18 protein-coding genes are annotated in these 24394 nt (G+C 63.3%); 5 read left to right on the top strand and 13 right to left on the bottom strand.

Annotated features, from left to right (window positions below; translation table 11 throughout):
• Positions 1-5 precede the first annotated feature (5 nt).
• Genes dapB through OCK01_RS14830 form a run of 5 tightly spaced genes read right to left on the bottom strand, consistent with a single transcriptional unit; the run spans position 6 to position 4297 of the window.
• Complete coding sequence (gene dapB / locus OCK01_RS14850; protein WP_263824610.1) at positions 6-833, bottom strand: 4-hydroxy-tetrahydrodipicolinate reductase; 828 nt, start codon at positions 831-833, stop codon at positions 6-8.
• Entirely contained in the window at positions 833-2632 is a 1800-nt protein-coding gene (locus OCK01_RS14845; RefSeq protein ID WP_263824609.1) for an ABC transporter ATP-binding protein, read from the bottom strand. Before OCK01_RS14845 ends, dapB begins: the two co-directional genes overlap by 1 nt.
• Positions 2633-2692: 60 nt before the next feature.
• Positions 2693-3709, bottom strand: a complete 1017-nt coding sequence (locus tag OCK01_RS14840) for a glucokinase (protein WP_263824608.1) — start codon at positions 3707-3709, stop codon at positions 2693-2695.
• Positions 3710-3726: 17 nt separating this feature from the next.
• Positions 3727-4110: a methylglyoxal synthase gene (locus OCK01_RS14835; protein ID WP_263824607.1), complete on the bottom strand. Its 384-nt coding sequence runs from the start codon at positions 4108-4110 to the stop codon at positions 3727-3729.
• Positions 4111-4159: 49 nt separating this feature from the next.
• A complete protein-coding gene (locus OCK01_RS14830; protein ID WP_263824606.1) occupies positions 4160-4297 on the bottom strand; it encodes a hypothetical protein in 138 nt (45 codons plus the stop codon).
• On the opposite strand from OCK01_RS14830, the gene OCK01_RS14825 reads away from it, so the two are divergent.
• From OCK01_RS14825 to dnaJ, 4 genes are all read left to right on the top strand, one after another.
• Positions 4290-5675: a M20/M25/M40 family metallo-hydrolase gene (locus OCK01_RS14825; protein ID WP_263824605.1), complete on the top strand. Its 1386-nt coding sequence runs from the start codon at positions 4290-4292 to the stop codon at positions 5673-5675. The two genes, OCK01_RS14830 and OCK01_RS14825, sit on opposite strands and share 8 nt — an antisense overlap.
• 170 nt (positions 5676-5845) lie before the next feature.
• Positions 5846-8101 (top strand): transglycosylase domain-containing protein, encoded by a 2256-nt coding sequence (locus OCK01_RS14820; protein WP_263824604.1) that lies wholly within the window; start codon positions 5846-5848, stop codon positions 8099-8101.
• Positions 8102-8371: 270 nt separating this feature from the next.
• Positions 8372-10282, top strand: a complete 1911-nt coding sequence (dnaK, locus tag OCK01_RS14815) for a molecular chaperone DnaK (RefSeq protein WP_263824603.1) — start codon at positions 8372-8374, stop codon at positions 10280-10282.
• Between the two features lie 130 nt (positions 10283-10412).
• Positions 10413-11561, top strand: a complete 1149-nt coding sequence (gene dnaJ / locus OCK01_RS14810) for a molecular chaperone DnaJ (RefSeq protein ID WP_263824602.1) — start codon at positions 10413-10415, stop codon at positions 11559-11561.
• Positions 11562-11614: 53 nt separating this feature from the next.
• Here the strand turns inward: dnaJ and OCK01_RS14805 are convergent, their stop codons facing one another.
• Positions 11615-14920 carry a polysaccharide biosynthesis C-terminal domain-containing protein gene (locus OCK01_RS14805; protein WP_263824601.1) on the bottom strand — a complete coding sequence of 1102 codons (3306 nt, stop codon included), beginning with the start codon at positions 14918-14920 and terminating at the stop codon, positions 11615-11617.
• 162 nt (positions 14921-15082) lie between these two features.
• Between OCK01_RS14805 and OCK01_RS14800 the strand changes: the two genes are divergently transcribed.
• On the top strand, positions 15083-16084 hold the full coding sequence (locus OCK01_RS14800) for a hypothetical protein (RefSeq protein ID WP_263824600.1): 1002 nt from the start codon (positions 15083-15085) through the stop codon (positions 16082-16084).
• Position 16085: 1 nt separating this feature from the next.
• On the opposite strand, the gene OCK01_RS14795 is transcribed toward OCK01_RS14800, so the two are convergent.
• From OCK01_RS14795 to OCK01_RS14765, 7 genes are all read right to left on the bottom strand, one after another.
• A complete protein-coding gene (locus tag OCK01_RS14795; protein WP_263824599.1) occupies positions 16086-17249 on the bottom strand; it encodes a glycosyltransferase family 4 protein in 1164 nt (387 codons plus the stop codon).
• Positions 17246-18301: a glycoside hydrolase family 5 protein gene (locus OCK01_RS14790; RefSeq protein ID WP_263824598.1), complete on the bottom strand. Its 1056-nt coding sequence runs from the start codon at positions 18299-18301 to the stop codon at positions 17246-17248. Before OCK01_RS14790 ends, OCK01_RS14795 begins: the two co-directional genes overlap by 4 nt.
• Before the next feature lie 94 nt (positions 18302-18395).
• Positions 18396-20867, bottom strand: coding sequence for a glycosyl hydrolase 2 galactose-binding domain-containing protein (locus tag OCK01_RS14785; protein ID WP_263824597.1), 2472 nt, complete (start codon positions 20865-20867; stop codon positions 18396-18398).
• Between the two features lie 69 nt (positions 20868-20936).
• Positions 20937-21905, bottom strand: coding sequence for a DUF1839 family protein (locus OCK01_RS14780; protein ID WP_263824596.1), 969 nt, complete (start codon positions 21903-21905; stop codon positions 20937-20939).
• 4 nt (positions 21906-21909) lie between these two features.
• Positions 21910-22818, bottom strand: coding sequence for an amino acid--[acyl-carrier-protein] ligase (locus OCK01_RS14775; RefSeq protein ID WP_263824595.1), 909 nt, complete (start codon positions 22816-22818; stop codon positions 21910-21912).
• A gap of 5 nt (positions 22819-22823) precedes the next feature.
• The gene (locus OCK01_RS14770; protein WP_263824850.1) at positions 22824-24005 is read right to left on the bottom strand and encodes an acyl-CoA dehydrogenase family protein; all 1182 of its coding nucleotides are present in this window, start codon (positions 24003-24005) and stop codon (positions 22824-22826) included.
• Entirely contained in the window at positions 24005-24256 is a 252-nt protein-coding gene (locus OCK01_RS14765; RefSeq protein WP_182827426.1) for an acyl carrier protein, read from the bottom strand. The genes OCK01_RS14770 and OCK01_RS14765 overlap by 1 nt, the downstream gene beginning before the upstream one ends.
• Positions 24257-24394 lie beyond the last annotated feature (138 nt).

Here is a 24394-nt window from a genome sequence, read left to right as displayed (position 1 = left end):
ATAAATCAATCCAGCCCGAGCACGTCGAGCATGTCGTAAAGTCCGGGCTTCTTGTCATAAGCCCATTCGGCGGCCTTCAGCGCGCCCTTGGCGAACAGCGACCGGTCGCTCGCCCGATGAGACAGCGTCACCATTTCTGAATCGCTCGCCAGGATGACGGAGTGATCGCCGATGACCCCGCCGCCGCGCAGCGTGGCGAAGCCGATCGATCCGGCCTCGCGCGGACCGGTATGGCCGTCGCGCACCTTCACGGCATTGGCGAGCAGGTCGATCCCGCGGCCCTTCGCCGCTTCGGCGCCGAGCAGCAGGGCGGTGCCCGAGGGCGCGTCGACCTTCTTGTTGTGGTGCATTTCCAGCACCTCGATATCCCAGTCGGCGGCTGCCAGCGCGGCGGCGGCGCGGCGCACCAACACGCCCAGCAGATTGACGCCGAGGCTCATATTGCCGGATTTGACGATGCGGGCATGGCGGCTGGCGGCGCGGATCTTGTCCTCGTCTTCTTCCGAACAGCCGGTCGTGCCGATCACATGGACGATGCGGGCCTGCGCCGCGAGAGCAGCAAATTCGATCGTGGACGCCGGCGTGGTGAAATCGATGACGGCATGCGCATCGAGAAAAGCCTTTAGCGGATCATTGGTCACGGGCACGCCGATCGGGCCGATGCCAGCGATTTCGCCTGCGTCCTTGCCGGTGGCGCTGGAGCCTTCGCGCTCGATCGCGGCATGCAGCTTGAGGCCCGGCGTCGACTGCACAGCGCGAATGATCGTCTGCCCCATCCGGCCGGCGGCGCCCGCCACCACGACCAGCTTCATATTGGTATTCGTCTCGGTCATCATTCTATCCCTGCCGCGATCCGCGGCTCGTCTCGTCTTCCCTGCAGCCGGTTGAGGCGAGCGTAGAGACCGCCTTCCTCCTTCGCAAGCATTTCATGCGTGCCCTGTTCGGCGATATGGCCATCTTCCATGACGATGATCTTGTCGGCGCCGGCTATGGTCGACAGCCGGTGGGCGATCACCACGACAGTGCGGCCCTTCATGGCATTGTCGAAGGCTTTCTGGACGGCGGCTTCCGATTCATTGTCGAGCGCCGAGGTCGCCTCGTCGAGCAGCAGGATCGGCGCGTTCCTGACCAGCGCGCGGGCGATCGACAGGCGCTGGCGCTGGCCGCCGGAGAGATTGGCGCCGTTTTCGCCCACCGGCGTGTCATATCCCCTGGGCAGGGCGCTGATGAAATCATGCGCATAAGCCAGCCGCGCCGCTTCCTCGATCTCGGCGTCGGTGGCGTCAGGCCGGCCATAGCGGATATTGTCGCGGATCGTGCCTTCGAACAGCAGCGCCGCCTGCGAGACATAAGCGAGCTTTTCCCGCAGCGACTGTTTGGTCACATAACGCAGATCCTGCCCGTCGATCAGGATGCGTCCCGCGCGCGGATCATAGAAGCGCGGAATGAGACTGATGATGGTGGATTTGCCCGCGCCGGAGGGCCCGGCGAAGGCGGTGGTGCGACCGCCCTCGGCGGTGAAGGACACCCCATGCAGGATCTCTTCCTCGCCATAACCGAAGACGACGTTGTCGAATTCAATGCGGCCTTCGGTGACGGTGAGCGGCTTGGCGTCCGGCTCTTCTCGCATCGGGATCGGCGTATCCAGGATGTCGTAGATCATCTTGGCGTTGACGTAAGCGCGCTCCATTTGCACCTGCACCCGGATCAGCCGCCGCGCGGGATCATAGGCGAGCAGCAGCGAGGCAATGAAGGCGATGAAGGCGCCCGGCAACTGTCCCTGATAGATCGATTGATAGGCCGCATAACCGATGACCAGCGACACCGCCGCCCCGGCGAAGGAATCCGTCAGCGGCGAGGTGCGTTCCGACAGGCGGGCGATACGGTTGCTGCGCCCCTCCGCCATCTCGATCAATCGGAAAACCCGTTGGCGCAACTGGTCTTCCATGGTGAAGGCCTTGACGATGGCCAGCCCCTGGATCGTCTCTTGCATCGCGCCGATCACATGCGCGTTGAATTCCACCGCTTCCTTGGAGGCGACGCGCAGTTTCTTGGCGATGGCGCGCATGGCGAGAAACAGCGGAGGCGCCGCGGCGAAGAACACCAGCGTCAGCAGCGCATCCTTGGAGATCATCACGCCGACCAGGGCCACGAAGGTTAACGCATCGCGCGCGATCGACGTGATGGTGAGGTTGAGCGTGTCGCGGATGCCGTTGACGTTCTGCGCGACCGTCGCCGACAGACGCGACGAGCGGGATTCCGAGAAATAGCCGATATCCAGCGCCATCATATGGCTGAACAGGCGCTTCTGGTACCGCGCCACGATGGAATTGCCGATTTTCTGCAGCGCGACCGCCTGCCCATAGGAAGCGAGACCTTTGAGCGCGAAGGCGACGAAGATCGCCAGGCAGATGATCCAGACGAGATCGGCGCGCTTGTTCTCAAACGTCTCGTTGATCACCGATTCCATGATCCAGGCGGTGAAGGCCGTCGACCCCGCCACCGTCACCAGACAGGCGATTGCGAAGGCGTAGCCGGCGATGTGATCACGCGCGTTCTCCGCGAAGACGCGCTTGATCACCGGGAAGATCTTCGCCCTGTCCACCGTCTGGTTCGGCTTTTTTTCGCTCAACGCTTTTTATCCTCGCCTGATGCGTCCGGGGCTATAGCCCCGGCGCGGGCGCTTGAACAGTCATTTCCGCCAGCGACGACCGGCGGTGGACACGCCGAAGCGCTCGGGCGCGCGGGCATAGGCCGAGAGACCGGCCAATGCGGCGAGCGGATGCGTCACCACATAGGTCGGGATCGAGCCGAGCAACGCCTGATGCGGCGCCTTGTCTTCGAAGGCGGCGCGGAATTCGGGCTTTTCGAGCGCCGGCAGGATCTTCTGAGGAATGCCGCCCGAGAGATAGACGCCGCCGCGCGCCATGAAGATCATCGCCATGTCGCCGGCCACGCGGCCGAGATAGGTCACGAACAGCGACAGCGCTTCCGTCGCCGCCTTGTTGTCGCCGGCCAGACCATGGGTCGAGATGTCGGCGGGATCGGTGAAGATCGGCTCCTGGCCATCGGCGATGCAGATGGCGCGGTAGAGATTGACGAGGCCGCGGCCGCAGAGGATCTGCTCGGCGGAGATGCGGCCGTCCAGCTCTTCGACATGCGGGAAGATCTGGTAATCGCGCTCGCTGCGCGGCCCGAGATCGACATGTCCGCCCTCGCCGGGCACGGGGATCCAGGCGTCCAGCGCATGCAAGAGGCCGCCGACGCCGAGGCCGGTGCCGGGGCCGAGCACGACCTTGGAATGCTCCTCGAGAGGCTCGCCCGGCCCGAGCTTGACCTGATCGCCGTCGCCGAGATTGGAGACCGCCAGCGCCTGCGCCTCGAAATCGTTGACGACCATGACGTCGACGAAGCCGAGTTCGGATATCATCGCCTTGGGACGGACCACCCAAGGGCAATTGGTCAGCGGAATTTCATCGCCGTTGATCGGTCCCGCCACCGCGAGGATCGCCGAGCGCGGCGCAGCCGAGGCCTCGGGCAACACCCCCTGACGGATCGCGTCGTCGATCGTGTCATATTTGGCGGTTTGCAGGATCGGGAAGACCTGCGGCTCGGCGGCGGCGTCCGTCAGCAGCATGAAGCGCGCATTCGTGCCGCCGATGTCCCCCACCAGAATAGGGAAGGGGAAATGTTCGTCTTGTCTCGCCATGAAGTGTCCGCCTGGAATTATGCCGTGTCGAAGCAGGTGATGAGAAGTTCTGCCGTGGCGCGGTTCAGCGCCATCGGTATGTCATAGACCGTGGCGAGCCGTGTCAAGGCTTTGACATCCACATCATGCGGCATGGAGGTGAGGGGGTCCGTAAAGAACAGCAGCATCTCGACCTTGCCTTCGGCGATCATCGCGCCGATCTGCTGGTCGCCGCCGAGCGGGCCGCTCTTCAGGCGCTGGACCGCGAGCGTCGGACATGCGTCGAGAATCCGGCCTCCGGTCGTCCCGGTCGCCACGATGTCGAACCGCATGAGTTCGGCCTGATGCTCGCTGGCGAAAGCGGCCATGTCGTCTTTTTTCTGGTCATGCGCGATGAGCGCTATGGTTTTGCGAACCGTCATCGGCCTCTCCCTGTCCGAGCCTGAGCCTATATCGGATTTGTCCATGAGTTCAAAAAGGAATTTCAATCGATTTGAGAAGTGCAAAGTCGAGCAGGAGAAAATTTCCGTGGCCAAGGGCGAAAATGCCGGACGGATCGGCTAAACAAGGGCAAATCAGTTTCCGACCAGCGAGGATCGCCATGAGCATGATCGACACCGTCCTGTCCAAAGCCGACGCCAATCTCGATTCCAGCCTCGAGAAAATGTTCGCTCTGTGCCGCATCAAGTCGATCTCGACCGATCCGGCCTATAAAGACGAGTGTGCGGCGGCCGCCCAATGGCTGGTCGACGACCTCAAGGCGCTCGGTTTCGAGGCCTCCGTGCGCGCCACCCCCGGCCATCCGATGGTCGTCGCCCATCATGCCGGCGAGCGGGAAGATGCGCCGCACGTGCTGTTTTACGGTCACTACGACGTTCAGCCGGTCGATCCCGTCAATCTCTGGGAAACCGATCCGTTCCAGCCCCAGATTCGCGAGCTCAACGGCCGCAAGGTGATTTCGGGTCGCGGAACCTCCGACGACAAGGGCCAGCTCCTGACCTTCGTCGAAGCCTGCCGCGCCTATAAGGAGGCGCATGGCGCACTGCCGGTGAAGGTGAGCATCCTGTTCGAAGGCGAAGAAGAATCCGGTTCGCCCTCGCTCAAGCCCTTCCTCGAAGCCAACGCCACTGAGCTCAAGGCGGATTTTGCGCTCGTCTGCGACACCAATATGTGGGATAGCCAGACGCCGGCCATCTCCGCCGGCCTGCGCGGCCTCGTGGGCGAGGAGATCGTGGTCAAGGCCGCGGATCGCGATCTGCATTCGGGCTATTTCGGCGGCGCGGCCGCCAACCCGATCCATATTCTCGCCGACATCCTCGCCGGCCTGCACGACGAGACCGGCAAGGTCACGCTGCCGGGCTTCTATGACGGCGTCGAGGAGACTCCCGATCACGTCAAGGCCATGTGGGAAACCCTGGGCATGACGTCGGACAAGTTCCTCGGCGAAATCGGTCTTTCCGTCCCCTCGGGCGAAAAGGGCCGCAGCGTCATGGAGCTCACCTGGGCGCGGCCGACGGCCGAGGTCAACGGCATCACCGGCGGCTATACCGGCGAAGGCTTCAAGACCGTCATCGCGGCCCAGGCTTCAGCCAAGGTCTCCTTCCGCCTCGTCGGCAAGCAGGACCCGGACAAGGTCCGCGAGAGCTTCCGCGCCTTCGTGAAGTCCAAGATCCCGGCGGATTGCTCCGTCGAGTTCCATCAGCACGGCGGCTCGCCCGCCATTCAGCTGCCCTATGATTCGCAGATGCTCAACAAGGCGCGCGAGGCGTTGACGGCGGAATGGGAAAAGCCCGCCGTGATGATCGGCATGGGCGGCTCCATCCCGATCGTCGGCGATTTCCAGCGCATGCTCGGCATGGAATCGCTCTTGGCCGGCTTTGGCCTGTCGGACGACCGCATTCATTCGCCGAACGAAAAATACGAGCTGCGCTCCTTCCACAAGGGCATTCGCTCCTGGATCCGCATCATGGCGGCGCTGGCCGCCTGAGCGACATTGCATCGTCTTGAAACATCGTCGCCGCGATCGCGAGGTCGGGGCGGCGGCATGCATTCGGCGGCAAAGCTCTCGCTGAGCCCGAGAGTTAACGACCCGTTAAATCGCCACATTTAAAGTTCAGGCCGTCGACAACGACACGGGCAAGCGAAACATCGGATCTGATGGCGGGAAAATCCAGAAACGGCACACGAATCGAACCTTCCTTCGAGGGGGGCTCACGCGCGCGTCGCGACGACGAGCTGCGCGCCGATCCCCGCGAGAGGGGAGGGCGTGCGCCGGTGAAGAAGCGGACGAAAACCGTGCGCGGACGCTCCCGTTCATCCGGCGGCGGCTTTTTCGGGCTGATCCGCAGGGCGATCTATTGGTCGCTGGTTCTCTGCCTCTGGGGCGGCATCGCCGCCGCCGGCGTGCTGATCTATTACGGCTCACGAATGCCCAACGCCGAAAGCTGGGCGATGCCGGACCGGCCGCCAAACATCAAGATCGTCGACGTCAACGGCGAACTGCTGGCCAATCGCGGCTCGACGGGCGGCGAGGCCATCCCCCTCGAAGCCATGTCTCCCTATATTCCCGAGGCGGTGATCGCGATCGAGGATCGGCGCTTCTATTCGCATTTCGGCTTCGATCCGATCGGTTTCTCCCGCGCCATGGCGCGCAACATCATGTCGGGGCGGATGGTGCAGGGGGGCTCGACCATCACCCAGCAGCTCGCCAAGAACATGTTCCTGACGCCGGACCGGACGCTGGAGCGCAAGGTGCAGGAAGTGCTGCTCGCCTTCTGGCTCGAGAGCAAATACACCAAGGACCAGATCCTTGCGATGTATCTCAACCGCGTGTTCTTCGGCTCGAATTCCTATGGCGTAGAGGCGGCCTCGCGCCGCTACTTCAACAAATCCGCCCGGGATGTGAATCTCACCGAAGCGGCGATCCTCGCCGCTCTGCTCAAGGCGCCTTCCGCGCTGTCGCCGGCCAAGAATCCCAAGGGCGCCATGGAGCGCGCCAGGCTCGTGCTCGCTGCAATGGAAGAGCAGGGCTATATCAGCGCCGACGACATGAAAATGGCCACCAGCCAGCAGCCGCCCAAGGCTAAGAGCTACTGGTCCGGCGCCGAGCATTACGCCGCCGACATGGTGATGGACGAACTGCCTGCATTGATCGGCGACGTGAAAGAGGACGTCGTCGTCGACACCACGCTCGACCGGACGCTGGAGCGCGCTGCGGAAAAAGCGGTGCAGGCGGCGCTTTCCAAGGATGGCAAACGGCTGGGCGTCTCTCAGGGCGCGCTGGTGTCGATCGACGGCGCCGGCGCAATTCGCGCCGTGGTCGGCGGCCGCGACTACGCCAGAAGCCAATTCAACCGCGCCTTCAAGGCCAAGCGTCAACCAGGTTCCGCCTTCAAGCCCTTCGTCTACGCTGCAGCCCTCGAGCGCGGCCTGACCCCGGCCTCCGTTCTCAACGACGCGCCTGTTCGCATCGGAAAATGGACGCCTGAGAATTACGACAACAAATATCGTGGGCCTGTGTCTCTCGCAAACGCGCTCTCCAACTCGCTCAACACCATCGCAGCCCAACTGGTGATGACGGCGGGGCCGGCCAATGTCGTGAAATTCGCCCATCGCATGGGCATCGAGTCCGATATCCAGGACAACGCCTCCATTGCGCTCGGCACATCGGAAGTGTCGCTGGTCGAATTGACCGCCTCCTACGCGCCCTTCATGAACGGCGGCTACAAGGCGACGCCGCACCTCATCCGTCGCATCACCACGGCCTCCGGCAGGGTGCTTTACGAGAACAAGTACGAGACGCCGCCCAAGGTGTTGTCGCCGCAGATCGCCGCCGAAATGAACATGATGATGGCGGGCGTCATCACCAAGGGCACGGGCAAGAAGGCGAAACTCGCCGGATGGCAGGCGGCCGGAAAAACCGGCACGACGCAGTCCTTCCGCGACGCGTTGTTCGTGGGCTACACCTCCAACCTGGCCACCGGCGTCTGGTTCGGCAATGACGACGGCGCCTCGATGAAGAAGGTCACGGGCGGCGGCCTGCCGGCCGAGGTCTGGAGCCAGTTCATGACCGCCGCCCATCAGGGGCTCAAGCCAGAGCCGCTGCCGGGCATCGGCGGCGATTCCTCCGACCTCATTGCTTCGACCGGCGGCGACGAGCAGCGCCGCGACAGCCTGTTCGACATGATCAGTCATGCCCTGGGCGGGGCCGATGGCGAGCAGCAGCAGCCGGGCGGTCGGCGGCAGGTCGACCCGCAGGGATTGCCGACGCAAGACATAGAACAGGTCATCCGCCAGGAACGCAACGACGCCGATCCGGGCCTGACGCCGCCCATGGATGTCGGTGAAAACGCCGGCGGACAGCCCCAGCGGCGCGCCAATTCGACCCTGCTCGACGTCATCATGCAACAATAGCCGCGGCCGCATGCGCGACCTTGCCTAAAGCTCCGCGCAAGCTCGCGGCAGGAGCTTGCCTAACCGCCGTGATTTTCTGGCTTCTTTGCAGGAAAATTGGTTTGGCGAGCCTGTGTGGACGCCTTGCACAGGCAAAAATGCCTCCTTATATACCCCGCATACAAGGAGCTCCGGCTCCGAAAAATTCGCAAATGTACCCATCCAAACGGGGGTTGCGAGGGAACGCCGCCTGAAGGGTCCCTGCAGCCTGCTACAAGGAGAGAAGTGAAAATGGCAAAAGTTATCGGTATCGACCTCGGAACCACCAATTCCTGCGTCGCCATCATGGATGGCAAGGATGCAAAGGTGATCGAAAACTCCGAAGGCGCCCGCACCACCCCGTCGATGGTGGCCTTTACAGAAGAAGGCGAGCGTCTCGTCGGTCAGCCTGCCAAGCGCCAGGCGGTCACCAACCCTGAAAACACCGTCTTCGCCGTGAAGCGCCTCATCGGCCGCCGTCACGACGATCCGACCGTGGAAAAGGACAAGGGCCTCGTTCCCTACAAGATCATCAAGGCCGGCAATGGCGACGCATGGGTCGAGAGCCGCGGCACGGGCTACTCGCCCTCGCAGGTCTCCGCCATGATCCTTCAGAAGATGAAGGAAACCGCCGAAGCCTATCTCGGCGAGAAGGTCGAAAAGGCCGTCATCACCGTTCCGGCCTACTTCAACGACGCCCAGCGTCAGGCAACCAAGGACGCCGGCAAGATCGCCGGTCTCGAAGTCCTGCGCATCATCAACGAACCGACGGCGGCCGCGCTCGCCTACGGCCTCGACAAGAATGAAGGCAAGACGATCGCCGTCTACGACTTGGGCGGCGGCACCTTCGATATCTCCGTCCTCGAAATCGGCGACGGCGTCTTCGAGGTGAAGTCCACCAACGGCGACACCTTCCTGGGCGGTGAAGACTTCGACATGCGTCTGGTCGAATATCTTGCGACCGAGTTCAAGAAAGAGCAGGGCATCGAGCTCAAGAACGACAAGCTCGCCCTGCAGCGCCTCAAGGAAGCCGCCGAAAAGGCCAAGATCGAACTGTCGTCCTCGCAGCAGACCGAAATCAACCTGCCGTTCATCACGGCGGACGCCACCGGTCCGAAGCACCTGACGATGAAACTGACCCGCGCCAAGTTCGAAAGCCTGGTAGACGATCTCGTGCAGCGCACGGTCGCGCCGTGCAAGGCTGCGCTCAAGGACGCCGGCGTTTCGGCTGCCGAGATCGACGAGGTCGTGCTCGTCGGCGGCATGAGCCGCATGCCCAAGGTGCAGGAAATCGTCAAGCAGCTGTTCGGCAAGGAGCCGCACAAGGGCGTCAATCCGGATGAAGTCGTGGCCATGGGCGCGGCCATCCAGGCCGGCGTTCTCCAGGGCGACGTCAAGGACGTGCTGCTGCTCGACGTGACCCCGCTGTCGCTCGGCATCGAAACCCTCGGCGGCGTCTTCACCCGTCTGATCGATCGCAACACGACGATCCCGACCAAGAAGAGCCAGGTCTTCTCGACTGCCGAAGACGGCCAGCAGGCCGTGACGATCCGCGTCTATCAGGGCGAGCGCGAAATGGCGGCCGACAACAAGATGCTCGGCCAGTTCGATCTCGTCGGCATTCCGCCGGCGCCGCGCGGCGTGCCGCAGATCGAAGTCACCTTCGATATCGACGCCAACGGCATCGTGCAGGTTTCGGCCAAGGACAAGGGCACCGGCAAGGAGCACCAGATCCGCATCCAGGCTTCCGGCGGTCTGTCCGACGCCGACATCGAGAAGATGGTCAAGGACGCCGAAGCCAATGCCGAGGCCGACAAGAAGCGTCGCGAGGGCGTCGAGGCGAAGAACCAGGCCGAAAGCCTTGTTCATTCGACCGAGAAGTCCCTCAAGGACTATGGCGACAAGGTGACCGAAGCCGACCGCGGCGCGATCCAGGCCGCTATCGAGGCTCTGAAGTCTTCGATCGAAGGCGCGGATATCGATCCTGAGGACGTCAAGGCCAAGACCCAGAACCTCCTGGAAGTGTCCATGAAGCTCGGTCAGGCGATGTATGAGGCCCAGCAGGCCGAAGGCGGCGCCGGCGACGGCGCCGAAAAGGACGACGACGGCATTGTCGACGCGGATTATGAGGATGTCAGCGACGACAAGAAGAAGTCGGCCTGAACCTGAAATGCCGGCCTGCAAGCCCAGCTTGCAGGCCTCTTCAAATCCGCTTCCCTTCGGGTCGGGCCCGATCGGAGGCGGTTCCTCAATCCACGTGGTGATGCGCGGCTAGCGCGCATGGTTTTCAAACATGGCAAAAGCTGATTTTTACGAGACGCTCGGCGTGAGCAAGACGGCGGACGAGAAGGAGCTGAAAAGCGCCTTCCGCAAGCTCGCGATGAAGTGGCATCCCGACAAAAATCCGGGCGATGCGGCCGCCGAGAAGAAGTTCAAGGAAATCAACGAGGCATACGAAACCCTCAAGGATCCGCAGAAGCGTTCCGCCTATGACCGCTTCGGTCACGCGGCATTCGAGCAGGGCGGCGGCGGTGGTCCGGGCGCAGGGTTCGGCGCGGGCGCCGGAGGCTTCTCCGACATCTTCGAGGATATCTTCGGGGAAATGATGGGCGGCGGGCGACGTCGCGGCGCCGGCGGAGGCGCCCAAGGCCGCGAGCGCGGCGACGACCTCCGCTACAATATGGAAATTTCGCTCGAGGAAGCCTTCGCGGGCAAGGTGGCGCAGATTCGCGTGCCGACCTCCATCACCTGCGACGTCTGCACCGGCACCGGCGCCAAGCCCGGCACGAAGCCGACGACCTGCGGCACCTGCCACGGCTCCGGCCGGGTCCGGGCGACGCAAGGTTTCTTCTCCATCGAACGGACCTGCCCGACCTGTCACGGCCGTGGCCAGACCATCAGCGATCCCTGCACCAAGTGCCACGGCCAGGGCCGCGTCACGGAAGAGCGTTCGCTGCAGGTCAACATTCCGGCCGGCATCGAGGACGGCACCCGCATTCGCCTGCAGGGCGAGGGCGAGGCCGGATTGCGCGGCGGGCCCGCCGGCGATCTCTACATCTTCATGTCGGTCAAGCCGCATTCCTTCTACAAACGCGACGGCGCCGATCTCTACTGCATGGTCACCATCCCCATGGCCACGGCCGCGCTCGGCGGCAAATTCGAGATCTCGACGCTCGACGGCACCAAGTCGCGCGTCACTGTTCCCGAGGGCACGCCGACCGGCAAGCAGTTCCGCCTGAAGGGCAAGGGCATGCCGGTTTTGCGCTCGCACCAGACCGGCGATCTCTATGTGCAGATCGTGGTGGAGACGCCACAGAAGCTGACCAAGCGCCAGCGGGAGCTTCTGGAGGAATTCCAGAAGATCTCGTCCAAGGAAAACAATCCGGAATCGACGGGCTTTTTCGCCAAGATGAAGGATTTCTTCGACACGCTGAGCGACTGACGTCGCAGCGATGTTCGAAAAGGATGCGGCGGGCCGTCAACGGCCCGCCGTTTTCATTTGAGAGCGGCATGGAGCCGCGCGAGCTCCACCAGCTCCGCCATGGCCTGATCCTTGGCGGCCTGCGGCGTCAGATTGTGATCGGCGTCAGGAATCATCACCAGCTTCACGTTCGGAAAGGCCGCAAGCTTTTCGCCATTGTCGCCGAAATGCTTGCGCAGGGCCTCGACGCCCACATCCCCTTCGCTATAGGCGAGAATCGCCGAAGTGTCGCGCAGGGCGTAGGTGCGGAACATCTCGACGGTCTCGTGATGCACGGGGCCGGCCGAATCGATGAAGCGCAACACAAGCTTCAGCTTCGCCAGCAGGCGCCTGTAGAGCGCCAATGAGATGTTGCGCGCCGCCGCGGGCACGTCGATATCGCCCTTCACGAGGCGCTTGAACGTATCGACCCTTGCGAGCCTCTGGCCGTAATCATCCAGGCTGCGGGGCACGAAAGTCAGCGCGCCGTCCACCGGTTTGGTCGGGTCCCAGTAATAAGTATAGGGATTGACGGCCATGAAGGCGCTGACGCGCGGATCGGCATGGGCCGTTCTCAAGGCGACATAGGCGCCGCTGCACCGTCCGGACAGGATCAGCGGTCCCGCGCCCAATCGCGCTTCGAGAACATCGATCGCTTGGCGCGCATCGACAATCTGGTCCGGAGAATAGAGGACCTGGGGCGTGGCGCCCGAAACCGGCGGGCTGTCCCCGACATTGGCGGCGTCATAGCGCAGCGAGGCGATGCCGGCTTTCGCGAGACTCCGCGCCAGGTCCGTCCCGCTTCGGCCCCAGCCCGAGGCGCGATCATAGGCGGTGCTGAGAATGAGCGCGCGAAGTCCGTTCGGTGCATTCACGGGCTCGCAGAGGATTCCGTGCAGCCGCTCGCCGTCGCCGAAACGTAAGCCCGTCTCGACATAGTCGTCCGTATTCACAGTATCGGCGCCGGCCGGTCGGGCACTGCGTGTCTGTGTCGGCCCCGTCTTGTCGAGCGCCCAATCCACAATGCGCGCGATCGTCTGAAGCGGCATGACCTGGATGGTCGGGTTGGCGACCAGCGTCTCATAACCGGTGAATGGTTCGACATCGGCGGACGCGCCTTGTTGGCGGAGCGCCTCGCCGAGCTGCGCTTCCGCGCCGGACGAAGGCTTCGAGAGCAAGAGATAGTGCAGAGCCGCCGCTTTCGGGGCCAAGCCGAAATTTATCGCCTTCAACGCTGTCGCGATCGCCTCCGGCAATTTGAAGCCGGCGATACTCACATGGACCTTGTCGCGTTGATCTTCGCGAAGGCCGAGAGCCTGATCGATGGCCGTCGACATCAGAGCCGTTTCCCGGAGGTAGAGTCTGCCGCTCAGCATCGGCGCCAGCATCACGATCGCGCCGATCTCGCCGAGCTGATCGGCCGTCTTTTGGGCAAGCGCCGCGCCGGGACCTTGGCCGATCAATATGAGGCGGTCGAGCCCGGTGAGCGCCCTGAGTTTCGCTGCGGCGGCGATGATCGAAGCCTCCCAGGCCTCCATGCCTTCATGATCTGCCAGGTCACGGGAATCGCCTGTGCCCGGATAGTCGAACCGCAGGCTGGGCAGGCCGGCTTCAGAAAGGTCTTCGGCGAGAATACGGTAGAATTTGCGGCTGCAGAGTTCTTCGAACCCCCAGGGCGAGAGCAGAAGGACTGCGGCGTCACGCCGGGCGACACCTTCGGCTTCCGGCTGGTAGAGCCCCGCATTGCCCTCGAAGGACACGGCGTGGGCCGCCTGACGGCCTGCGCCGGGAGCTTCCAAGGCGAGGCTAGGCTGCGGCGACGACGCATCCAATGTGCGCGGCGCCACCCAGCGCACGATTTTGCCGGCGGCTTTTCCGGCTTTTCCCGGCGCGCGGCCCGCGAGCGCGCGCAGCATTGCGCCGTCTTCCCTCGGGATCGCCCGCGTAAATCTGAGGGCGACGGGATAGACGACGACGCCGATCGCGATGGCGAGCACGAGACCCGTGATGCCCGGAACGAAATCGGAGACGACATAAGCCACGCCGCCCACCAGCGCCGAGGCGATCGTCACCTTGGCGAGCACGCTGTAAAGACCGTGGAGGTTCTTGCCGAAGCCGGTCATCCGGATCATCGCCATGCACATCAGGGTGAAGGCCGCAAGGCGAGCGATGGCCGCGCCTTCGCCTCCGAAAGCGGGAACGGCGACGAAGCAGCCGACGACGATCACCACGCTGCCGATCAGGCCCGCGAACAAGCGGCTCTTCATCATGTCGAGCGAGAAGAGATACTGGGTGAGAATCTGCATCATTACATAGGCCGGAGCCGACAGCGCGATCAGCGCCACCATCGGACCGGCCGGCGCGAATTCCTCGCCGAACACCGAAGTGACCAGCGGGGTTGCGACCCCGGCCAGTCCGAGGCTCATCGGCAAAGTGAGGTAGAACAGGGCGCGAATGACGGATGTAAACACATCGGCGTTCATCTGTTGGCCGTTGCTCGACTGGCGTTGGGCGGCGTAATAGGGCAACAGACTTCCCGTCAGCTGCACCGGAAGCTGTAGCGCCAGATTGGCGAGCGACAGGCTGACGGCGTAAAAGCCGACCATCTTCACGTCCCAGAACTGCTGCAGGAACAGGATCTCGATCCGGTTGAGAAACACCGAGTCGATCACATAGCCGGCCGACAGCGCCAGCGACGACGACACCAGGAATTTAGCCGGCGTGTCGCAGAAGTCGCGGCGCTCGAACATCAGCGTCAATGTGTAGAGAAACATGACCGCTTGGCCGGCCGCATAACCGAGCAGCGCGCCCTCGACGCCGTGAAAGACCGCGCCGGCCGCCACCGTGGTCAACTGCACCACCGACGCGATGGCGGTAAGCTTGAAAAAGGCTCCGAGCCTTTGTTCGCCGATCAGGTAATTTTTGGTGAAGGCCCCGATCGACTGAAGCACGAACAGACCGCCGGTCAGCAGCGCGACCTCGGGGCCCGTGTCGATCCAGTGAAGCTCCTCCGAGCCGAGGAAGATCACGCCGTAGAGCGCGGCCAGCACCACCGTGGAAATGAGCGTCGGGGTGAGCAAAAGGGCCGCGAAGCCGCGCCGCCGCTTTTCGTCATAGCCCTCGACCTTGAGTTTGGGCAGCATGCGCATCAGCAGCACGCCCGTGCCGAGCTCGGCGACGAGAGCGCCGGTGGTGGCGAACCATAGCGAGAAGGCGATCACGCCATTGGCTTCCGGGCCGAGCAGGCGCGCGGCGACGATCGAGCAGACAAAACCGGTGACAAGCAGCAGCATACCGGCCGCGGCATTGAGCATCGAGTTCGCCATGATGTTTTTAGACATGCGTCAGCCTTGTATTCCGTGTCTGCTCGCGTGGTCTATGCGCTAGAGCTGAAATTTTGGTCAATGCATGAGGTTTGCAGGCTCGCACGCGCGGACTTTACCCCATCTTAAGCGGGCCTGTCTTAAGTCAGAGTCAAGAAACCCTTAGGAAAAGTCGAGACCTTGAAGATCGTTCTCCTCGTCACCTCACCCGGCGATCTCATGTGCGGCGTCGCGGATTACACGGAGAAATTGGCGCAGGCGTTTCTCGATATCGGCGCGGAGGCGGTGATCGAACGCCCGCGCAGATGGTCGGCCGGCGAGATCGCCAGAATTCGACGCCGACACCACGGGCATGGGGCCGCGTTGCATCTCCAATATCCTTCACTCACCATGGGAAACTCCCTCGCTCCCGCCATGTTGCCCGTCATAGAGCCCGATGTTTACGTGACGCTTCACGAGTTTCGCCTCTTCAGCCTGCCGCGTAAACTGATCTTCCTGCCTTACGCGTTAAAAGCCAGGACCATCCTGTTTTCCAACGAAGCCGAGCGCGATGGTTTCCACAGCGCCTTTCCTTTCGGTCATGCGCCTCTCCACGTGCTGCCGATCGGCAACAACATCCTCAAAGTCGATGAAGTCGTGGAGCGACGCGAACGGCTCGTCTATTTCGGGCAGATTTCCCGCAAAAAGGGCATCGAGATCTTTTTCGACACCGTCGCCGATCTCAAACGCAAGGCGGCGCCGATCGACGTTCGGATGATCGGGGCGATGGTCGAGGACGACGGCGAATTCCGGGCCATGGTCGAGGATCGGAGCCGCGATCTGGGCGTCACGCTTCGTATCAACCTGCCTCCCGACGACGTGTCCCGGGAGTTGCTCGCCGCGAGCATCGCGCTCCTGCCGTTCCCGGACGGCGTCTCCGACAAGAGGGGGTCGGCGCTCGCCTGCCTCGACCATGGCGTCACACTCCTGACGACGCAGTCCGACAAAACGCCGGCTTGGCTGAAGCAAACGACGCTGGCCATTGCCGACGCCGCCGACGCGTCGGGCGTCGTCGATCGGCTTCTGTCGGGCCAGATGGAGCGTCGGCCTGCCCCCGACATTCTGGCGCGGGAACTGAAAGCGAGAGATTGGCGTGAAATCGCCCGGGCGCATCTGGAGCTCTACGAACGGACCATGCGCTGAGTTACGAAAGAGCGCGCTCGTAGAGATCGAGATAATCACGGGCGACCGCCGTCCAGCTATACGGCGCCGCCTGGGCCATGGCCTCCTGGCGCAAGCGGGCGCCTTCCGTCTGCAAATCCGCCCACACCGATTCGAGCGTCTGGGCTGCAGCGGCGGGCGCGCTGAAGTCGGCGAGTTTGACGATGTCATGCCTCTTTGCCAGCGCTTCATAGGCGGCGTTCGGCTGAAGGACCGGGATCAGTCCGGCGCTCATGGCTTCGATGGCGACCAGCCCGAACCCTTCATAATTCGAGGCGGATGCGAAGATCGAAGCGCGACCGATGATCTCCGCCACGGCCTCGTTCGTCAGGCCGACATGAAGATGGACGGCGTCTCGCACGCCGAGGCGCGACGCCCCGTCTTCCAAGTCGCGTGCGGTCAGATCGGAATTCAGGCCGACGATGTCCAGCGTCCAGGAGGGATCGCTCCGCCGGAGCACCGCGAGCGTTTCGATCAGCAGGTCCAGCCGCTTGTTGACGGAAAAGCGGCCGATGCTGACGATCGCCTTGCGGGGCAGGGACGAACTGCGATCGGCGAATTTGTCGAGATCGGCTCCATTTTCGATTAGACGCAGGTTACGGCGCGCCACCGGCGCGAACATGTCCATATCGGATCGGCTGCATCCGACGATGTAGCGGTAGCGGCTCGACGAAAAGCGTGTCAGCGTATTGAACCAGATCGACTTGATGGCGGCGAATTTCTTCGTGTGGAAGAAGCCGCCATGGGTCGTGGCGATCATCGGCTTGCGATGCAGCGCTTTCGTCAAGGCGAGAAAATCGAAGAAGAAGTCGATGGCGTGGACATGCACGAGATCGGCGTCGCGAATATGATCGAGCACCGACGGCGCGATGGGGTAGCGGCTGGATCCGCGCCATGGTATGCGCACGATCTCGATATCGCCGAGCATTTCCCGGGCGGCAAGCGCACGCTCGGGATCGCTGAACAGCGAATTCAGCGTGACGACACGGATGCGATAGCCGGCGTCGACCGCGCGGCGGCAGAGATTCAGCACCACGTCTTCCAGCCCGCCGCGATTGGGCCAGAACTGACGCACCACATGCACCACGAGCCGACCCTGCGCGGCCGCAGGCTCGTTCGTTTGCGGCTTCAGGTCGCGCGCGCTCATCGGAGCGAAGGGCAATTCCGGCCCTCGGCGGAGAAATCGGTGAGCGTGGGCGTCATTGCCGCCAGTTGCGGCCGATCGCCGTTCGCCGTCGGCTGAATGTTCAGCGGTTCGCTTTCAGACCACCAATCGCCGGCGACCCAGTAGGTCCAGCCCGTCCAGACCTCCTTGTCCGCCTCGACGACGTCGATCATGGCCTGAAGGCCCGCAACGCAGGCCGGTTCGCCCGGTGCGCCGAACTCGCCGAGAAAGCCCTTAAATCCGTTGCTCTTCAGCCATTTCGTGAAATCCTTGATCGCTGTGACGGCGTCATCGGCGCGCGAGCAGTTGCCCTTGGTGCCGGAGAAGTCGTCGTCGAGATACTGATGAACCTCGAAGGCGAAATTGTCGCTCGGGTCTTTGTATTTGAGCAGCGCCACGCCGTTTGGTTCGCCGTCGATCTCCTTCATCCAGCTATGGGCGCCGGTCCAGGCGGTGCCCGGCGCCAAGATGAGATTTCCGGCCTTCGCCTCGAGGCGGATTGCAAGGGTGGCGGCATTGGCGGCCTCGACCCATTGCGCCACCGGCATCTTGTTCGGCTCGTTCATGAGCCCGAAATAGATCGCGGGATCATTGGCGAAGAGTGTCGCGAGCTTGACCCAGAAATCCGCGAAAGCCGCATGCGGAACATCCGGGGAGCCGATCAGCTTTCCCTGATAGCGCGCGTAATTGTGCGGGTCGAGAATGACGCGCATGCCATGCGACTTGATCAGCTCCACGCTTTCTCGAAGCCGGCCCTCTTCCGCCGGGTCGAACGGCGCCATCAGCTTGGGCTGAAGCCGTTCCCACATGAAGGGCAGGCGCACGGTGTCGAAGCCCTTGGCGGCGAAATAGGACACCGTCTTGTCGGAAGGCCAGACATAGGCCTTGTTGACCTTGCCGCCGAGTTCGCCGAACTCCGCGCCGGAGAGGTTGATCCCCCGGAAACATCCTTTGGCCGCCAGAGCAGCGCCCTGGAAACCGAATGTCGCCGCCAAGGCCAGGGCCGCAAAGCTCATCATCCGCATGTCGGTCATCCCTTCCGTGTCCGGTCCGCGTTCGCCGCGGCGCGTGCCGATCCGTCCGTCATCAACTACGTGGCGTCAGTATATATCGGGTCTCGTCTGCCGATCAAAATCTGAAATCTCCGCCCTCAAGATGCCGGATCGCGCCGCTGGGCGGGCCGGGCGGAGGCTCACCTCTCGGCGTCAGCGTCAGGCGCTTTTCCTGGCCGGGGACGAGATGCATCCAGTTGTCGGAGGCGCGCCAGCCGGGCAGGTCGAAATGCACCGATTGCGCCAGCCGATCCGTCGAGAGATAGAGCGCCCAGTCCTCCGCCTCCCGCGCGAGCCGCGCCGAAAGCGCCGCCTTGTGCAGGGCGGCGCTCCGCCCTTGCGGGAAATGATAGGCGGTCGCGATCTCGTCGCCGGTCGTCCGGTCGAGGAGCTGCGCGACCGTCACGTCATGCGCTGGAGGTCCGAAGCGGAACGAATAGGCGGCGTCGAAAAAGGCGCCGAACAGCTCGGTCGCGGCAAATGTCGCCGTGCCTCTCGACGGCAGGTCGAGATCGATCTTGCCGCTGACGACGGGTGTATGGCCGTCGCGAAGGCAGGCGAGCGTCAGCGTCAGGCTGCGGGCAAGTCCGGTTTCGTTGATCACATGAGCGTAGAGTCCGCTCGTCCCCTCGTCCGACAGGACCACGGTCACCGGACGAAAGGCCCGGCGCAGACCATGCCAGACCGGCTTTTCGAGGCCGGTCGCGTCGATGACGCCCCAGCCCGGGCCGGGCAGCAGATCCTGCAGCGTCCAGACCAGCGCGCCCGATGTCGGAGAGCCTGGCCGACGCCATTCGGCATACGCGGCTTCGACCACTTCCACGGTCGTCGCGCGCGACAGGGTCAGATAGCGACCAACATCCTCGCGCCGCAGCCGCGCCGGATCGAGACCATAGAGGAGTTGCAGATAGTGATCGCGGATGTCCTCGAAATCCCACGAGGCCCCTCGGTCGCGCGGCACGCGCGCCTTCCAGCGCGGATCATGCACGGGCATGACGGGCAGATGCTCCTCCAACGTCTCGGCCTCGGGCACATGCGCGAAAGCGAGGCTTTCGGCCGAAAAGCGCACCCCGGCGCGGCGGGCGTCGTCGAGCGGACGGCAATAGGCGCCGACGCCGTAGTAATGCGTGACGCCTTCATTGGGCGAAAAGGGCATGGCTCCGCCAAACGGCGAATTCGGCGCATAGATGACGTCGGGGCGCAGCTCTTCATAGACCGAAGGCAAGATCTCGTCGGTAACAGGCCCGCTCCAGAAACGTTCGGGCATGCCGAGCATGGCCGCCTGCTGGAACATCTCCGAGCCGCCGCAGAGCACCGTGAGCGAGGGCGAGCCCTGGATGCTCGACAAGAGATCGACCGCCTCCTGTCGCACCAGATTGGCGAAGGCCGGGTCGGAGGCCGGGTAATCGAAATTGGCGAACATGAAGTCCTGCCAGACCATCAGGCCCAGTTCGTCGCAGAGCGCGAAGAAATCGGGCGTCTCATAGGTCATGGTGCCGCCGATGCGGATCATGTTCATGCCGGCGTCGCGCGCCTTTTCGAGCCACGGTCGATAATCCTCGCGGGAACCCGGCAGCCTGACGATATCGGCGTTGGTCCAGACGGCGCCCCGGCAGAATATTGGAATGCCGTTGATCTCGACGCCGAAGCCCTTGCCATCGGATCCCTGATCGAGCGCGATATTGCGGAAGCCGACGCGGCCGATCTGGTGCGCCGCGTCATTGATGACGAGATCGACGTCATACAGATGAGGCTCTCCATGGGTGTGCGGCATCCACGATTTTATCGCCGGAATTTCGAGACGCGCGTTCAGCAGCCCTTCCGCTGAGATGAGCACCGGCGCGGAGACGCCGCCGCAGGCGATGCGCAGATCGACGGCGCGGGCGGCGAAGCGGAAACTGACATCGAGAACGCCGGCGCCACTTTCATCGAGGCCGGCGGATAGGCGAAGGCCATCGATCTCGTTTTCGGCGGAGCGGACGAGATGGATGGGACGGAAAGGGCCGACCGCCTCCACATCCGGGCACCAGCCGGGCATATGCCCGAGCGCGGTGGCGCGGATCAGCCGCATGCCGGGCGGCGTGATCATTTGCGGACGCCAGCGCGCGCGCGGACCCGACGCCTTCAGCCGCGGGTTCAGCGCGCGGAAGCAGATGGCGATCTGGTCCTGTCCCTGTCCCTTGAGAACAACCGAAACGTCATGGGCGATGAACTGGCTGACGCTTTCCAGCACCAGCCGGCCGTTGACATAGACTTCGGCGATGGTCGCGAGACCGTCGAGCAGCAGTCGGGCCGGGCCGGGCGGCTGGCCGTCGAGGGCTGCGAGATACCAGAAATCGCGGTCGTTGAGACTGACGGGATGGGCGCGATCGAAGCGGCCGGCATTTTCCAGCGCTTCAGCCACCGTTCCGGGCACGGGGGCCGGGATCTGGCGCGCCTTGTCGGGAATGTCGGACGGCGTCGCATAGGCGCCGGCATCGGAGACGACCAGCGCCCATTCGCCGGCGAGCGAGTGCCGGATGTCCGAAATGACTGCCCTGCCGCTCATGTCGTTCCCCGTCAAAATCATGCCCCGGACGTTGCGCCGGGGCATGATGTCTCCTGATATGGTTAAGGATCAGTTGATATGCGCGGCGATGGTTTCCCTAAGGTGATCCCAAGCCTCCACCGCCGGCGCCAGCGCCTGTCCCAGCGTGTCGTATTTCTTGCGCGTCAGCGCGCGCGCCAGCTGGAACTGCGCCGTCTTGGCGGTGTTGGCGATGGTCATCGCGGCGTCGGAAGAGGCCTTGAGATCGCCGCCGGGAGCCAGCCAGTCGAAATGCGTCGCCGCCAGTTCGAAATTCGCGCCCAACTGCCGAAGCGTGTTGAAGGCGTATTTGTGAAAATACTCGAACGGACGATCGGCGAGCGCGCTGACCTGCATCGGAAACACCCGCGCGAAGGCGGCGACCGGATTGTCCTCCGGCATGCGTTTCAAGTGCCGCCGGAGCAGGCGATGCGCCTCCTGCCGGACATGGACGGCGTCCGGCAGTTTCGCCGGCAGTTTGGCGAATTCGGTATAGGGCAGGAAGGGCGCTGCGCCTTCGGGCAAGAACTTGCCGAACACGCCGTCGAAATCCTCTCCCTCCAGGCGGTGGAAGCCGCCATTGTGGAAGTAGTCGATCGACTTGTCTTTCTCCGACAGCCGATTGATGGCGATCGTGGTCTTGCCGTGTTCGGTGCGATAGGCCACGCCTTGCGTGTCGGGCATGTAGTAGCTGTCCATCTCCAACAGGCAGAGACGGCCCCGCGCGATCTGTTCGGAGACGTGATCCTCGACGCGGTCGAAGATCGCCAGTTCCGTCACCCTCACGTCATAGAGGCTTTCGAGATCCTCCAGCGGAACCTTGAAGAAGGTGAACTGGTCGCCCTCGAAATCCTGAGCCAGCGTGAAGCCGAGCATGGCCTCGGGCTGGGCGCCCATGGCGTGCAGCGCCTCGATCCACAGATCGACATAGCAATTGGTCTCCGGCCAGGCCCGTTCGGCCGAATGCAACGCATGCGGCCTGTAGGCGAGGGGATCGAGATGGGGGAAGACGGCGGCCATCGCCTCAGCCCCACAGAACCTTGCGGACGTCTTCCGGCCACAGCTTGGTGTCGAGACCATGCTTGGCGAAAAGCGCCAGCGCGATCCGCTCCAGGCCGAAGCCGACGCAGGCGGTGTGGGCCACCGAGCCGTCCTCGAGGTTCAGACCCCATTTGGAGCCGAACGCGTCCTGGTGGTAGTTGAAACTCATGCAGGCGGTCTTGTTGGCCTGCGAGGTCACCGGGATCAGCAGTTCGAATTTCAGGTTCTGGTCGCGCTGGTTGTTGGCGAGCAGGCGGCCGGCGCGGCCGAAGAACGGGTCGTTGGCGATGTCGATTTCGACGTCGAGTCCGACCGACTTCATCATCTCGACGCCGCGATCCATCCAGGTCTGGCGGAAATCGGTCACATGGGCTTCAGTGCCCATGCAGACATATTCGCGCATGCGGAACAGCTGCTGGCGGGCGGGGTCCTTGGACGGTTCATGCCGGAAGCAGTAGGACTGCAGGTCGTAGAGCCCGCCCTTCATCGCGATAGGGCCGCGCTTGGCGATGGTCGGATAGAGCGGATAGCAGGCCGCCGGCGTGAGCGCGATGTCGGTCGCCTTCTGCTCCTTGGTCCAGTCCTTGCCTTCCTCCATGCATTGCAGCAGGCTCAGATGGTCGTGGTCGTTGCCGCAGAAGGAATGAACCGTGCCGGCCAGCTGAGGGAAGCTCTTCATGTAACCGCTGGTCTCGAAATAAGCGCGGTTCATGCCGGGCGGAAAGCGGATGGCCTCGGCGCCGTCGCCGCCGCCGGTGCGGTCGATCAGCCGCTCGAAAGCGGCGATGACGTCTTCGAATTCGCCGGAGCGGCCATAGAGACCGTCGACGCCGGTGTCGATCAGCAGTCCGGATTCAAAAAGGCGATCAAGAAAGGAAACCTGCATATCCATTGTCATTATCCCAGTAGGCTCGTGTCCTGCTTGTGGATCAGGAGCATGGTGGATGTGTTGCCGAGGATCCGGTCGTTGGAGATCATCAGGCGGGCGGAATGCGCATCGCGAAGGTGGCGGCCGAGGCTGTAGGGCGTGCCATTCTTGTAGCCGAGGATGCCGCAGATCAGCATCGCATGGTCGATGATGGTCAGAACCGACTCCGAAGAGGCAATCTTGACATTGTTCATCGCCACGGAGAAAGCGACCGAAGACAGCTTTTCGGGGTCGGCTTTCGCCTCTTCATAAGCCTTGATGGCGGCCACGACGTTGGACTTCATCATCTGCAGAAGGTTGGAAACCTCTGCCAGGCGGATGGCGCCCGGCGGAACCACGCCCGGCTGCTTGCGGGCGGCAGAACGGACGAAAGCCTGGGCGCGATTGACCGCATCCACCGCGATGCCGTACCAGACGCCGCTCCAGAGGATATGGCTGTTGGCGAGCATGGATTGCGCCGCGATCTCGGCGAAAGGCTTGGGGAAGATCTGCTCCTTGGGCGCTTCGCCCTTGAACAGGAAGCCTTCCGAGCAGGTGCCGCGCATGCCGAGCGTGTCCCAATCCTGGGTCTTGTCGAGCGTGTATTGGTCGCGGGTGAAGGCGGTCATGACCTGGTCGGTCGGCGCCGCGTCCTTGTGGGCGCGCGAGGTGATCAGGATGGCGTCGGCCTTTGTGGCGTAGGAAATGACGGTCGCGTCCTTTTCCAGCCGGCAGATGTCGCCGTCGACCTCGATCGCGCAGATCGAATTGCGCAGATTGCCGCCGATGCCGCCTTCGGTGGTGGCCGAAGCAATCAACATCTGCTCGGAGACGACGCGGCGCATGAAACTGCGATGCCAGTCGCTGTCCATGCCGTGCTCCACCAGGCTGGAAAGCTTGATGTGATGCATGGCAAAGACCATGGCCGCCGACGAGCAGGCCTGGGAAATGATCGAGCAGAGTTCGGTGATCTCGCCGGTCGAGGCAGCGTCGCCGCCGAGCTCCGTCGGGATCTGGATGGACAGAAGGCGCTCCGCCTTCATGGCGTTGACGGCTTCCTCCGGAAAGCGACCGTCATGGTCCACTTCGGCCGCATGGGCCCTGGCGACAGCCGCGACGCGCTGGGCGCGCTCGACAAGGCTGCCGGCCGACAGGTTGACCGGAATGTTCATCATGCCACCTTTCTGCCGTCCAGAATGGAATCCACCGTGCGAGCGATGGCTTCGATGCTCTGGAAAGACTTGCGGTTGAGAAGACTGTCGGGGAATTCGATGTCGAAGTTTTCCTCCAACGCCAGCATCACCTGCACGGAGGCGAAAGAGGAAAGACCGGCTGCATAGAGATCGGCGCCGTCGGCGAGGTCCTCTGCGGCGATCGGCAGGTTGGCATGCTTCTTCAGAATCTCGCGAATGGTCTCGGTCATTCCGTACATCCTCCAAGGAATTGTGTGGTTCCGGCGTTCATTCCGGATTGGCACACACCATACGCAGGAGGATATAAGATCTAGCTAATTCATATGGTTAGAAGAGGCTGACCTCGATTGCTCGAATGCTCATGAGCG

This window comes from Rhizobium sp. TRM95796 (assembly GCF_025779995.1).
Taxonomy (GTDB): Bacteria; Pseudomonadota; Alphaproteobacteria; order Rhizobiales; family Rhizobiaceae; genus Rhizobium_E.
The sequence above is the reverse complement of the archived record's forward strand: the minus strand, read 5'-3'. Positions and strand labels throughout refer to the sequence as shown.